The organism is Bradyrhizobium sp. LM2.9, from assembly GCF_054056555.1.
Genome location: NZ_JBSRYJ010000002.1, coordinates 4,123,518 through 4,137,063, shown reverse-complemented (window position 1 = coordinate 4,137,063; position 13,546 = coordinate 4,123,518). Strand labels below are relative to the sequence as shown.

Below are 13,546 nucleotides of genomic sequence, written 5' to 3'. Positions count from 1 at the left end.
ATCGCGCAAAGCTGTCTACTTGGTGCCGAACATCCGGTCGCCGGCGTCGCCCAGGCCCGGCACAATGTAGCCGTGGTCGTTGAGCCGCTCGTCGATTGCGGCGGTCCAGACCGGCACGTCGGGATGCTCGCTCCGGAACTGCGCGATGCCTTCGGGCGCAGCCAGAAGACAGACGAAGCGGATATCGCGGGCGCCGCGCGCCTTGAGCAGGGAGGCGCCGGCGCAGGCCGAGTTGCCGGTCGCCAGCATCGGATCCATCAGGATCACGGTGCGGTCCGACAGATCCTGCGGCGCCTTGAAGTAATATTCCACGGCCTGCAACGTCTCGGGGTCGCGGTAGAGCCCGATATGGGCGATGCGCGCCGAGGGCATCAGCGCCAGCATGCCGTCGAGGAAGCCGACGCCCGCGCGCAGGATCGGAGCCAGCGTGAGCTTCTTGCCGGCGATCTTGGGCGCCTGCATCGGCGCGATCGGCGTCTCGATCGCGACCAGCTCCAGCGGCAGGTCGCGCGTCACCTCGTAGCCGAGCAGCATCCCAATCTCGTTCAGGATCTCGCGAAAGCTCTTGGTCGAGCGGTCCTTCTCCCGCATCAGGGAGAGCTTGTGCTGGACCAGGGGATGGGCGACGACATTGACGTTGCTGATGCTCATGAAATCGCTCTACACGGTTCCGTGAAATTGCGCCAGATCGGACGAGCGTTTTTGGCGGGATACGCAGCCTCAAGCAAGGATCGCCACCGCCGTTCGCGCCCGGTTGCTTGCCTCGTAGGCAACCATAGTCAATTCCCGCTCGATTGCCGTACGCGTGGCGACGAGAGGCTAGATCCCAAGCCCCCGCGCCACGAGCGTGATCACGATCGTCAGGATCGCGCCCCAGACCAGGCTCAGCGTCATGGTCAGGATCGTCGTGGCGACCACCTGCTCGAGATTTCCCTTGAGGAGCTGCATGCTAGCCGTCCGAAGTCGGGGCTGCGGTGAGACGCATGCCGAGGAGCAGCAGTCCTATCAGGGCGATCAGCATGATGATCTTGAGCTCGGTCATGTCTGTCGCCTTGCGGCGACGAGCGCCGCGAGCCGCTTGGCCCCCTCCAGCAATCGTGCGGCCAGCACGATCAGCGGATTGCCGCGGTTCTCGATGTCGAGCTCAAAAATCCCGGTGGGAAACACCAGCGCGCACCTTGCCGGCTTGCTCTGCCGGTTGGCGAAATCGACCGCCGAACTCTTTAACAGGAACAGGCCGCCGATGCGCCCGTTCGCTTCCCGGACAACCCAGAGGCCGGCCGCGTTGCGCCCGATGAAGAACGCGGGAATGGAGGCGCTGACGACATCGGGATCGAGCGGCTTGAGCAACACTGGCGTCTGCCGGGCCTCGGGCGCGCGACGGGCAGCTTGAAGCGCGATTGCCGCCATCGCGGCCTCCTCACACATCTGCAAGGTCATGATGGTCTGCCATTCTGGTCAGGCGTGCAGGTGCCAGACATGGATCGCTGTCTTCAACGCGATGAGCGCGGTGAGCACGCTGCCCATCGAGAGCACGCCCAGCGCGCGTAGTGCCAGGCGCTTGAGCTGGGCCTTGCGCGCCATCGAGATCCGTACCGGGCGTTCGACCTTCCCAAAGTGCCGGTCAAAGCCATGTGTCAGCATCGACATGTTGGAAGTCCTTATGCGTGGTGCGGCGATACGGCCGCTCCGATCCTGGCTCGTATGATGGATGTCGAAGCATAGGAATGCGAGACGACTGTCCGTGCAGCGATATAGGAACGTCATAAGTGCTGTGCCTACGCTCCGACGCTATCGTTCAGCTCCTCACCGGCGATCGCGGCGATTGCTCGGGCGACCTCCGCTCGCGCAACGTCGTTCAGCGGCACGATCGGCAGCCTAGTATCCGGCCGCATCAGATCGAGGATGCTCAAGGCGCATTTCAGCGCCGCCGGGCTCTCGCGAGAGAGACAGGCGACAAGCGGGATGAGGCGCTTGTGCAGGTAGCGCGCCGATTGCAGGCGGCCCTGCCTCGCCTGTGAGAAGATCGTCCGGCAGAGATCCGGGGCGACATTGGCAATCTCCGAGATCGCGCCATCGCCGCCGCTCGCGATGAAGCTGAAGGCGGTGGTATCGTCGCCGGACAGCAGGCGAAAGCTGGCCGGCAGGAGCCGACCCAAGCGCATCGGGCGACTGATATCGCCGCTGCCGTCGCGTAAGCCGGCGAATTGCCGGGATTCCGCGAGACGCACGATGGTCTCGTCCGCCAGCGGACGCAGCGTGCGCGAGGGAACATCGTGCAGGATCATCGGCAAACCGGTCGAACCGGCAATGGCGCGAAAATGCGCGAGCATCCCCTCCTGCATCGGCTTGTTATAGGCGGGCACGACCGACATGATGGCATCGGCACCCGCAGCCTCCGCGCGCCGCGCGAGTTCGATGGCGTGGCCGGTCGCATTCGACATCGCGCCGGCGATAATTCGCGCGCGACCGCGGACGACGTCGACAGCAGTGCGAATGACGAGCTCCTGCTCGGCGGGCGAGAGCGTTGGCGCCTCGCCGACCGTCTCGCAGATCACTAGAGCGGCGACGCCAACCGCAACCTGGCGCTCGCAGAGCGCGGCGAACGCCTCGATATCGATGGCGTCAGCCGCGTCGAACGGGGTCGGTACGTCCGGAATGAAGCCGGTGAACCAAGCTGAGGGAGGGATGAACATGGCTTTTCGCTCGAAGGCGACGGCTCAGGCAACGTGCCGCGAGATACTGCTGTTGCCGCTCTTGCCCATGTCGAGTTCGATCTCGCGTGGCAGCTCGACGATGGTCTCGGGATGCTGTCCGTTTTCGAATAGCGCATATTTGATGGCCTGCGCGCGGCTGACGAACAGGCCGCCATAGAGGCCGTTCTGCTCCTGCGCGATCCAATGGCCGCGACTGTTCCTGCCAATGAAGACGATGGTGGAAGGCGCGCTGCACGAGGGAGGTTCGATGAGTTTCACTTCGATATTCCTTCTGATCGCTACAGGTGGCGGCAGCATTGACCGCGCCTGCAGACTCAATATCTTTCCTTGCGAATGTGATTTCGAGGGAGGCCACGCGACGATCTGATAGGAAGGTCAGAAAGGCGTGAGCCCGCCGAACCCGTCAGGCCGCTCTAGCCGAAATTGTCACAGACGACAGGTTCGTAAAGCGGATCCAGCGGCGCACGAACAGAAGGAACGCTGGGCCGTGACATCTCCGCGGCCAATGCCCGGGCCTCGATGAAGGCCGACAGCAGGGCCAACGAAAGATCCGCGTGGCGCGCTTCGACCGCGGCGTCCAGCCAGTCCGGCAGCTCGCGCTCGCGCGAGAGCGCGCAGTGCCACTCGCCCTCGTCATAGGCGATGCGGCGGGCCTGCCACGTCGGCAACTCGATCTCCAACAGTGCCAGTGCGGCATCGGCCCAGGCTTCCGCGTCGACCAGTCGCATGACGCGCGCGGTGCAGCCGTTTTGTCCAAGCGAGGGGAAGTGCCGGCAGGCGTGGTCGATGATCTCGAGCATCAACGGTCGCGTCATTGCGTGCGCATCGCGCAGGCGTTCGCTGAACGAAGATGGATCGTAATGTCGGAGTGCGGCGGTCATGTTCAGGCCTCCTGGAATTGGTGTCGGTCAGTCGGCCGGCATGCCCAAGATGGCTGGAAGCACGTTTGAAAACGAGATGAGGAGCGGGCGAGAGATATAAGCATTTCATAAGTGTGCGTATGCCTCCGGGTAAGAGGCAAAAGACAGCGCTCATTCTCGACTGTCATCTCCACCGAAGGTGAAGGCTTATAGAAACCGGCATTTTGAAAAAACCTTCCCCACAGTCTGCCTTAAGGATCGGTAGCGATGGTGACGGTGGATCGCGTCGCTGCGCCACCTGCCCGGAAAGACCGCCTGGAATGCGTTGTCAGTGTCGCATGGCCGCTGGCGAAGACGTGCCGGCCTTTATGAGATTCCTATAACTTCGCCATAGGCTTCATCTCGAAAATCTATGTACGCGGTGGCACTTCAGCACGGTGAAAGTCCCGGCCGGGCGCAGACACGCGTTGCATTCGCGCGGAGCAAGCAGCCTGCCGGCATCCAGAGATTGGTTACGCCGGATATCGTCTAGCAATAAGGAGTATCGCCATGATGGACATTCTGATGCTGGGGCTGGGCTTCGCCTTCTTCGCCCTCGCGATCGGCTACACCTACGCCTGCGAACGGCTGTGAGGGAGCGGACCATGATTTTCGATTATGCGCTCGCCGGCACCGTCTCGTTTGGCCTCCTGATCTACCTCACTTACGCGCTGCTTCGGCCTGAACGGTTCTGACCGTGCCGCTTCTCCTCGAATTACTGCTGGCGGACGCCGTGCTCGTCGCCTGCCTGCTCTCGGTGCTCCTGCCGCTGATGCGCCGGGCACCAAGCCTGAAGGGTTGATTCCATGACTGTGATCGGTTGGCTCCAGATCATTCTTTTCTGCGGCATCATCGTCGCGCTGACCAAGCCGCTCGGCTGGTACATGACGCGCGTGTTCAACGGCGAGCGGACGTTCCTGTCGCCGGTGCTGCGTCCGATCGAGGCCGGCATCTACTGGTTCTCCGGCGTCGACGAGAAGCGCGAGCAGCATTGGCTGACTTACACGGTCGCCATATTGCTGTTCCACGTCGGCGGATTCCTCATCATCTACGGCGTGATGCGGCTTCAGGCCGTGCTGCCGTTCAATCCGGCTGGTCAGGGGGCGGTGGCCGAGGATCTGTCCTTCAACACCGCAATCTCGTTCATCACCAACACCAACTGGCAGAACTACGGCGGCGAAAGCACGCTGTCCTATCTCGTGCAGATGCTCGGCCTGACGCACCAGAACTTCCTGTCGGCGGCAACCGGCATCGCGCTGGCGGTGGCTTTGATCCGCGGCTTCTCGCGCGCCTCGGCGCGCACTGTCGGCAATTTCTGGGTCGACGTTACCCGCACGGCACTCTACGTGCTGCTGCCGATCTGCATCGTCTACACGCTGTTCCTCGTCTCGCAGGGCATGCCGCAGACGCTCGGTGACTATGTCGAGGCGACCACGCTCGAAGGTGCCAAGCAGACCATCGCGGTGGGCCCGGTCGCCTCCCAGGTCGCGATCAAGATGCTGGGCACCAATGGCGGTGGCTTCTTCAATGCCAATGCCGCGCATCCCTTCGAGAATCCGACCGCGCTGTCGAACTTCGTGCAAATGCTCTCGATCTTCGCGCTTGGCGCCGCGCTCACCAACGTGTTCGGCCGCATGGTCGGCAACCAGCGCCAGGGCTGGGCCATTCTTGCCGTGATGGGCGTGCTGTTCGTCGGCGGCGTTGCCGTCACCTATTGGGCGGAAGCCAGCGGCACCTCGGCCCTTCATGCGCTCGGTCTCACCGGCGGCAACATGGAAGGCAAGGAGGTTCGCTTCGGCATCGTCGCGTCCTCGCTGTTCGCCGTGATCACGACGGCCGCATCCTGCGGAGCCGTCAATGCCATGCATGACAGCTTCACCGCGCTCGGCGGCATGATTCCGCTGATCAACATGCAGCTCGGCGAGATCATCGTCGGCGGCGTCGGCGCTGGCCTTTACGGCATGCTGCTGTTTGTCGTGCTCGCGATCTTCGTGGCGGGCCTGATGGTCGGCCGCACGCCGGAATATGTCGGCAAGAAGATCGAGGCGCGTGAGGTCAAGATGGCGATGCTCGCGATCCTGGTGCTGCCGCTGATGTATCTCGGCTGGACCGCGGTCGGCGTGGTCTATCCGGCGGCGGTCGCCTCGATGGCGAATGCCGGACCGCACGGCTTCACCGAAGTGCTCTACGCCTTCACCTCGGCGACCGGCAACAACGGCTCGGCCTTCGCGGGCCTCACCGGCAACACGTTATTCTACAACCTTACGCTGGCAAGCGCGATGTTCGTCGGCCGCTTCTTCATGATCGTCCCTGCGATGGCGATTGCGGGCTCGCTGGCCGCCAAGAAATCGATCGCGCCGTCGGCGGGCACATTCCCGACCACGGACGGACTGTTTGTCGGGCTTGTCGTCGGCGTGATCCTGATCATTGGCGGCCTGACCTTCTTCCCGGCGCTCGCGCTCGGCCCGATCGTCGAGCATCTGGCGATGAACGCCGGTAACCTGTTCTGATTGTTGGAGCGACCTCCATGGATACGATGAAACTGCATAAGCGCGCGTCAATGTCGGCGATGCTCGACCCGAACATCGTGGTGCCCGCGATTAGCGCCTCTTTCACCAAGCTCGATCCGCGGCTGATGGTGAAGAACCCGGTGATGTTCGTGGTCGAGGTCGTGGCCGCGCTCACCACGGCGATCTTTCTGCGCGATGTCCTTACGGGAGGTGCGGGCCTGGGCTTTACCTTCCAGATCATCCTTTGGCTCTGGTTCACGGTGCTGTTCGCCAATTTCGCCGAAGCGGTTGCCGAAGGCCGCGGCAAGGCACAGGCCGAATCGCTGCGCAAGACACGCACCGAGAGCCAGGCCAAGCTCCTGAGTGGTGCCGGCCGAGCCTTCAATCTCGTGCCGGGCACGAGCCTCAAGGTCGATGACATCGTGCTGGTCGAGGCCGGCGATACCATTCCCTCCGATGGCGAGGTGATCGAGGGCGTCGCCTCCGTCAACGAGGCCGCGATCACCGGCGAATCCGCGCCTGTCATCCGCGAATCCGGCGGCGACCGGTCGGCGGTGACCGGCGGCACGCAGGTGCTGTCCGACTGGATCCGCGTGCAGATCACGGCAGCGCAGGGGTCGACCTTCATCGACCGCATGATCAAGCTGGTCGAGGGCGCCGAGCGGCAGAAGACGCCAAACGAGATCGCGCTCAACATCCTGCTGGCCGGCCTCACCATCATCTTCGTGTTCGCCACCGTCACCATTCCGAGCTATGCGGCCTATGCCGGCGGCTCGATCTCGGTGATTGTGCTGGTCGCGCTGTTCGTGACCCTGATCCCGACCACGATCGGTGCGCTGTTGTCGGCAATCGGCATCGCCGGGATGGATCGCCTGGTCCGCTTCAACGTGCTGGCGATGTCCGGCCGCGCGGTCGAGGCGGCCGGCGATGTCGACACGCTGTTGCTGGACAAGACCGGCACCATCACGCTCGGCAACCGCCAAGCGACCTCCTTCCGCCCGGTGCGCGGCGTGACCGAGCAGGAGCTCGCGGACGCGGCCCAGCTCGCATCGCTCGCCGACGAGACCCCGGAAGGCCGTTCGATCGTCGTGCTGGCCAAGGAGAAACACGGCATCCGCGGCCGCGACATGGCCGAACTGGGCGCCACCTTCATCCCGTTCACGGCGCAGACCCGCATGAGCGGCGTGGATGCCGGCGGCTCATCGGTGCGCAAGGGCGCGGTCGATGCCATGCTCAACTATGTCGGTGGCGGCGCGCCGCTGGCGGTTGCTTCAGGCAACACGGTCCGCGCCATCCAGCCTGCGGTGCTTTCGGATATTGGCCGGGAGGTGCAGACGATTGCGGACGAGATCTCCAAGGCCGGTGGTACGCCGCTGGCGGTTGCCAGGGACGGCAAGCTGCTCGGCGTCATCCAGCTCAAGGACATCGTCAAGGGTGGCATCCGCGAGCGCTTTGCCGAGCTGCGCCGCATGGGCATTCGCACCGTCATGATCACCGGCGACAATCCGATGACGGCCGCGGCAATCGCGGCGGAAGCCGGCGTCGATGATTTCCTGGCGCAGGCAACCCCCGAGGACAAGCTCAAGCTGATCCGCGACGAGCAGGCCAAGGGCAAGCTGGTGGCCATGTGCGGCGATGGCACCAACGACGCGCCGGCCCTCGCGCAGGCCGACGTCGGTGTCGCCATGAACACCGGCACCCAGGCCGCGCGAGAGGCCGGCAACATGGTCGACCTCGATTCCAACCCGACCAAGCTGATCGAGGTGGTCGAGATCGGCAAGCAGTTGCTGATGACACGAGGCGCGCTGACGACATTCTCGATCGCCAACGACGTCGCCAAGTATTTCGCGATCATCCCGGCGATGTTTTTGGCGTTCTACCCGCAGCTCAACGTGCTCAACGTCATGAACCTGTCGAGCCCGCAGAGCGCCATCCTGTCGGCAATCATCTTCAACGCGTTGATCATTGTTGCGCTGATCCCGTTGGCGTTGAAGGGCGTTGCCTACCGTGCGGTCGGTGCCGGCGCGCTGCTACGGCGCAACCTGTTGATCTACGGGCTCGGCGGCATCGTCATTCCCTTCATCGGCATCAAGGCGATCGACCTCGTCGTCACCGCCTTGCATTTGGCATAACCCCGTCATTGCGAGGAGCGAAGCGACGAAGCAATCCAGACTGCCTCTGCGGAAAGACTCTGGATTGCTTCGCTTCGCTCGCAATGACGGAAGAAATAGGAGAAACACATGCTCAGAGAAATACGCCCCGCCATCGTCCTCCTGCTGGTGCTCACCGTCATCACGGGTCTGGCCTATCCGCTCGCAATGACGGCTATTGCCGGCGCGCTCTTCCCCGCACGGGCGCAGGGCAGCCTGATCGAGAAGGACGGCAAGGTCGTTGGCTCCGCCCTGATCGGGCAGGAGTTCAAGGACGACAAGTACTTCCACGGCCGTCCCTCGGCGACGTTGGCGCCAGACCCGAATGATTCGACCAAGACGGTGCCGGCACCCTACAACGCGGCCAATTCGGGCGGATCCAATCTCGGTCCGACCAGCAAGGCGTTGGCGGACCGGCTGAAGGAAGACGTGGACAAGCTCAGGGGCGAGAATTCCAACGCCGCGGTGCCGGTGGACCTGGTGACCACTTCGGCCAGCGGTCTCGACCCGGACATCTCGCCGGAGGCGGCACAATTCCAGGTACCGCGCGTCGCCAAGGCCCGAAATATGCCGGAGGACACGTTGAAGCAGCTGGTGGCCTCCGCCACCCAAGGTCGTTTGCTCGGCCTGCTTGGCGAACCCCGCGTTAACGTATTGGCGTTGAACCTCGCGCTCGATCGCGTGGCCGCGAAGTAGCGGTCTAGGCTCGTGGCATCAGGGTGATTATACTGGCACCATGGTCCGAGAGCGCCGCGATCCCGAACAACGTCCGTCGCCCGAGGCGCTGCTGGAAGCAGCGCGCAGGGAGGAGAGTGCGAGCGGCAAGCTGAAGATCTTCGTCGGCGCCGCTCCCGGCGTCGGAAAGACCTATGAGATGCTGCAAAGCGCACATGCCAGGCGCAAGGCTGGCATCGATGTCGTGGTCGGCTTCGTCGAGACCCATGGCCGCGCCGAGACCGAGGCGCTGGTGCGTGGACTGGAGGTGATCCCGCGCAAGAAGCTCGACTATCGCGGCCAGATGGTCGAGGAGATGGACCTCGATGCCGTGATCGCGCGCCGGCCGAAAATCGCGCTGGTCGACGAGCTCGCCCACACCAACGGTCCCCTTTGCCGCCATCCCAAGCGCTATCTCGACGTCGAGGAGCTGCTGTCACACGGCATCGACGTCTATACCGCCGTCAACATCCAGCACATCGAGAGCCTGAACGACGTCGTCGCCCAGATCACCCATGTGCGGGTGCGCGAGACAGTGCCGGATTCCATATTCGACCGCGCCGACGCGATCGAGCTGATCGACCTCACGCCCGACGATTTGATCCAGCGCCTGAAGGAAGGCAAGGTCTATGTTCCCAAGCAGGCGGAGCGGGCGCTGGAGCATTATTTCTCGCCGGGCAACCTCACCGCGCTGCGCGAGCTCGCTTTGCGGCGCACGGCCGAACGGGTCGACGAGCAACTTCTCAGTCACATGCAGGCGAATGCGATCTCGGGCCCCTGGGCCGCCAGCGAGCGCATCCTCGTCTGCGTCGGCGAAGATCCGCGCGCGACTGGCCTCGTGCGTTACACCAAACGGCTCGCCGACCGGCTGCACGCGCCGTTCACCGCGGTTTCGATCGAGACGCGGCGGTCCCTGCAATTGTCGGATGAGCAGCGCGATCGGCTGGCCGACACGCTCCGGCTCGCGGAATCGCTCGGTGGCGAGGCGCTGACGATTCCAGGCGTCGGCCGCCGCCTCGCGGACGACGTCGTCAACTTCGCGCAGGGCAACAATGTCACCCAGATCGTGATCGGCAAGTCGACGCGCTCGCGCTGGTTCGAGATGACGCGCGGCTCCGTCGTGCATGATCTGGTGCGCCGGTCCGGCAATATCAGCGTTCACGTTATTCCCGGCGACGAGCTCACGAGCGAGCCGGCGCCGAAGACGGCGGTGCAGACGGCAGCGCGATCAGACCCGTTCGATGCCTGGCCCTATCTGAAGGCGCTCGGGATCACCGCGCTTGGTCTTGCTGCCGCCGTCGCCATCAAGCCGTATGTCGGCATCGAAAACGTTGACCTGATGTTCCTCAGCGCCGTGGTGACCGTTGCCGTGCGCCACGGATTGTGGCCGTCCTTGCTTGCGAGTGTCGCGGCGTCGCTTTCCTACAATTTCTTCTTTCTGCCGCCGGTCTATACCTTCACGATCACCGATCCGACCAATGTCGCGGCGTTCTTCTTCTTCATGTTGATTGCGTTCGTGGTGTCGAATGTCGCCGGGCGGGTCCGCACCCAGGCTGACACCGCGATCGGCCGCATCAGGACCACCGAGCAGCTCTACGCTTTCAGCCGCAAGCTCGCCGGCACCGGCACGCTCGACGACGTGCTGTGGACGACCGCCTACCAAATCGCGCTGATGCTGAAAGTCCGCGTGGTGCTGCTGCTGCCGGAGGAAGGCCTGCTCACGGTGAAATCAGGCTATCCGCCCGAGGACGATCTCGATCAGGCTGACCTTGCCGCCGCCAACTGGGCCTGCAGCAACGACCGCCCCGCAGGCCGCGGCTCGGACACGTTGCCGGGCGCAAAACGGCTGTTCCTGCCGATGCGCACCGGGCGCGGTCCGATCGGCGTCATCGGCATCGACAACGACCGCACCGGCCCGTTGCTGACCCCGGACCAGCGCCGCCTGCTCGATGCGCTGGTCGACCAGGGTGCGCTGGCGATCGAGCGCGTGCTGCTGGTTGAGGACGTCGATCGCGTCAAGCGCACCGTCGAATCCGAGCGATTGCGTTCTGCATTGTTGACCTCGATCTCGCATGATTTGAAGACGCCGCTCGCATCCGTGCTAGGTGCGGCCTCGACCATGCGCGATCTCGCCAGCGCGCTCTCCGACACCGAGAAGCGCGACCTGCTTGCCACGGTGATCGACGAATCCGAACGGCTCAACCGCTTCATCGCCAACCTGCTCGACATGACCAAGCTTGAATCCGGCGCCATCGTGCCCAACACCGCGTTGCACGATCTCGGCGAGATCGTCGGCAGCGCGCTACGGCGTGCAGCCAAGATACTCACCGCCCACAAGGTCGAACTGGTGTTGGCCGCAGACCTTCCTATGCTCCAGCTCGATGCGGTGCTGTTCGAGCAGGTGCTGTTCAACCTGCTCGACAACGCCGCCAAATATTCACCGCCCGACACGACGGTCTCGATCCGCAGCCGACGCGACAGCGATCACGTGGTGCTCCAGATTGCCGACGAGGGCGACGGCATTCCGCCCGAGGAGCTCGAGAGCGTCTTCGACAAGTTCTATCGCGCACAGAAGGGGGATCGTGTCCGTCCCGGCACCGGGCTCGGGCTCGCCATCTCCCGCGGCTTCGTCGAAGCGATGCGGGGCACGATCTCGGCCGCGAATCGCAACGACCGGAACGGCGCGGTTCTGACCATCCGTCTGCCCATTCCGGCCCAGACCCAGGCATTGGACACCGCCGCATGAGTGCTGCCCCGATCAAGGTGCTGGTCATCGACGACGAGCCGCCGATCCGCAAGTTGCTGCGGATGGGACTCTCGACGCAAGGCTATGAAATCCTGGAGGCGTCGAACGGCAAGATGGCGTTGGAAAAGCTTGTCGAAGAACCCGCGCTGATCATTCTTGATCTTGGCCTGCCCGACATCCAGGGCCATGAGCTGCTGCGCACCATCCGGGCCCGCAATGAAGCTGTGCCGATCGTGGTGCTGTCGAGCCGCGGCGACGAGGCCGGCAAGGTACAGGCGCTCGATCTCGGCGCCGACGATTACTTGACCAAACCGTTCGGTATGGACGAACTCCTGGCACGTCTGCGCGCCGCGCTGCGGCACCAGCTTCAGGTCCAGGGCGAGCGCCCGGTATTCCGCACTGCTGACCTCTCCGTCGATCTGGTGCGCCGCATCGTCAAGGTCGGCGAGCGGGACGTCAAACTGTCGCCGAAAGAATACGATCTCCTGCGCGTGCTGGTGCAGCATGCCGGCAAGGTGCTGACCCATCGCTTCCTGCTTAGGGAGCTCTGGGACGAACTGACGGATGCGCAATACCTGCGCGTCTATGTCCGCCAGCTCCGCCAGAAGATCGAGGCCGATCCGGAACGGCCGCAATATGTGCTGACGGAGACCGGGATCGGGTATCGGCTAAGGGCGGGGGATTAGCTGCTTGCGGCAGCCACGACGGAGATTGTGGCGCGAGCCTCCATCAGCATCGTCATTGCGAGCGCAGCGAAGCAATCCAGACTGTCTCTCGGGAAAGGTTCTGGATTGCTTCGCTACGCTCGCAATGACGGAGTAAATCAACCCGCCTTGCGACGCCCCGCCGCGGCCCTTTGCGTCTTCTTCGCGCTACGTTGCCGTCCCCTCGTGCGGCGGGCATGAGACTTTCCCGACGTCTTCTTCCCGCCGCGTCCCTTCAAGCTCTGCTTCAGCGCATCCATCAGGTTGACGACGTTGCTCGGCTTCTCCTCAGGCTCCGGCAGTTCGATTGTCTTGCCGCTGGCCTTGCGCCTCACCAGTGCCTTTAGCGCGTTCTCGTATTCGTCCTTGAACTTGCTGGGGTCGAAATGGGCCGTCTTGGTCTGGAGGATATGGCCGGCGAGCTCCACCATGTCCTTGGTGATCTTCGGGCTCTTGATGTCGTCGAAGAACTGGCCCTCGTCGCGCAGCTCGTACGGGAAGCGCAGGGTGGTGCCGAGCAGGCCCTTGCCAAGCGGCTCGATCGCGATGATATGCTCGCGATTGGTGAGCACGATCTTGGCGAGCGCCACGCGGTCCTGGTCCTTCATGGCATCGCGGATCACGGCAAAGGCGTCGATCGCAGCCTTTCCGTCGGGCGCGACATAATAGGGATGGTTGAGATAGCGCTGGTCGATCTCGTCGCTCGGCACGAAGCTTTCAATGTCAATGGTGTGGTTGCTCTCGATCTGGACCGCTTCGAGCTCCTCCGGCTCGATCTCGACATATTTGCCCTTGCGTAGCTCGTAGCCGCGTCCTTTCTGATCGCTCTCGACGACGTCGCCGGTCTCGGCGTCGATCATCTGCTGCTTCAATCGGTTGCCGGTCTCGCGGTTGATCATGTGAAACCGCGTCTTCTCGGCCGCGGTGGTCGCCGGATAAAGCACAACGGGGCAACTGACCAGCGAGAGCTTCAACGTTCCCTTCCAATAGGCGCGCGGGGCCATTCCGTTCTCCAGCGTCTTCGAGTCATTTTGGAACCCCAACCGTCCCGTGGGGTTTTGGTTCCGGGTGGGTTGTGGGCCGTGATAGGCTTTCACGCCAAAAGA

At 63.6% G+C, this 13,546-nt stretch carries 14 protein-coding genes; 6 read left to right on the top strand and 8 right to left on the bottom strand.

Features of this window, described 5'->3' with window-relative positions:
• Window positions 1–15 precede the first annotated feature (15 nt).
• From upp to ACVWW3_RS21570, 7 genes are all read right to left on the bottom strand, one after another.
• Complete coding sequence (gene upp / locus ACVWW3_RS21600) at window positions 16–651, bottom strand: uracil phosphoribosyltransferase (RefSeq protein WP_247350823.1); 636 nt, start codon at window positions 649–651, stop codon at window positions 16–18.
• 168 nt (window positions 652–819) lie between these two features.
• Window positions 820–948 carry a hypothetical protein gene (locus ACVWW3_RS21595; RefSeq protein WP_256467627.1) on the bottom strand — a complete coding sequence of 43 codons (129 nt, stop codon included), beginning with the start codon at window positions 946–948 and terminating at the stop codon, window positions 820–822.
• A gap of 90 nt (window positions 949–1,038) precedes the next feature.
• The gene (locus ACVWW3_RS21590) at window positions 1,039–1,440 is read right to left on the bottom strand and encodes a hypothetical protein (protein ID WP_456648722.1); all 402 of its coding nucleotides are present in this window, start codon (window positions 1,438–1,440) and stop codon (window positions 1,039–1,041) included.
• An 18-nt stretch (window positions 1,441–1,458) separates the two neighbouring features.
• Complete coding sequence (locus ACVWW3_RS21585; protein ID WP_247350829.1) at window positions 1,459–1,650, bottom strand: hypothetical protein; 192 nt, start codon at window positions 1,648–1,650, stop codon at window positions 1,459–1,461.
• A gap of 128 nt (window positions 1,651–1,778) precedes the next feature.
• Entirely contained in the window at window positions 1,779–2,696 is a 918-nt protein-coding gene (dapA, locus tag ACVWW3_RS21580; protein WP_456648723.1) for a 4-hydroxy-tetrahydrodipicolinate synthase, read from the bottom strand.
• Window positions 2,697–2,720: 24 nt separating this feature from the next.
• A complete protein-coding gene (locus ACVWW3_RS21575) occupies window positions 2,721–2,975 on the bottom strand; it encodes a hypothetical protein (protein WP_247350831.1) in 255 nt (84 codons plus the stop codon).
• A 155-nt stretch (window positions 2,976–3,130) separates the two neighbouring features.
• Complete coding sequence (locus ACVWW3_RS21570) at window positions 3,131–3,598, bottom strand: hypothetical protein (protein WP_456648724.1); 468 nt, start codon at window positions 3,596–3,598, stop codon at window positions 3,131–3,133.
• Between the two features lie 623 nt (window positions 3,599–4,221).
• On the opposite strand from ACVWW3_RS21570, the gene ACVWW3_RS21565 reads away from it, so the two are divergent.
• The 6 genes from ACVWW3_RS21565 to ACVWW3_RS21540 all read left to right on the top strand — a co-directional run bounded on the left by ACVWW3_RS21565 (window position 4,222) and on the right by ACVWW3_RS21540 (window position 12,422).
• The gene (locus ACVWW3_RS21565) at window positions 4,222–4,311 is read left to right on the top strand and encodes a K(+)-transporting ATPase subunit F (protein WP_008133410.1); all 90 of its coding nucleotides are present in this window, start codon (window positions 4,222–4,224) and stop codon (window positions 4,309–4,311) included.
• Between the two features lie 111 nt (window positions 4,312–4,422).
• On the top strand, window positions 4,423–6,126 hold the full coding sequence (gene kdpA / locus ACVWW3_RS21560; RefSeq protein WP_456648725.1) for a potassium-transporting ATPase subunit KdpA: 1,704 nt from the start codon (window positions 4,423–4,425) through the stop codon (window positions 6,124–6,126).
• Window positions 6,127–6,143: 17 nt separating this feature from the next.
• Complete coding sequence (gene kdpB, locus ACVWW3_RS21555) at window positions 6,144–8,258, top strand: potassium-transporting ATPase subunit KdpB (RefSeq protein WP_456648726.1); 2,115 nt, start codon at window positions 6,144–6,146, stop codon at window positions 8,256–8,258.
• Window positions 8,259–8,366: 108 nt separating this feature from the next.
• Window positions 8,367–8,972: a K(+)-transporting ATPase subunit C gene (locus ACVWW3_RS21550; protein ID WP_456648727.1), complete on the top strand. Its 606-nt coding sequence runs from the start codon at window positions 8,367–8,369 to the stop codon at window positions 8,970–8,972.
• A 40-nt stretch (window positions 8,973–9,012) separates the two neighbouring features.
• Window positions 9,013–11,736 carry a DUF4118 domain-containing protein gene (locus ACVWW3_RS21545; RefSeq protein WP_456672102.1) on the top strand — a complete coding sequence of 908 codons (2,724 nt, stop codon included), beginning with the start codon at window positions 9,013–9,015 and terminating at the stop codon, window positions 11,734–11,736.
• Entirely contained in the window at window positions 11,733–12,422 is a 690-nt protein-coding gene (locus ACVWW3_RS21540) for a response regulator (protein ID WP_247442830.1), read from the top strand. The genes ACVWW3_RS21545 and ACVWW3_RS21540 overlap by 4 nt, the downstream gene beginning before the upstream one ends.
• Before the next feature lie 137 nt (window positions 12,423–12,559).
• Here ACVWW3_RS21540 and ku read toward each other — a convergent pair whose 3' ends face one another.
• Window positions 12,560–13,444 carry a non-homologous end joining protein Ku gene (ku, locus tag ACVWW3_RS21535; protein WP_354105765.1) on the bottom strand — a complete coding sequence of 295 codons (885 nt, stop codon included), beginning with the start codon at window positions 13,442–13,444 and terminating at the stop codon, window positions 12,560–12,562.
• Window positions 13,445–13,546 lie beyond the last annotated feature (102 nt).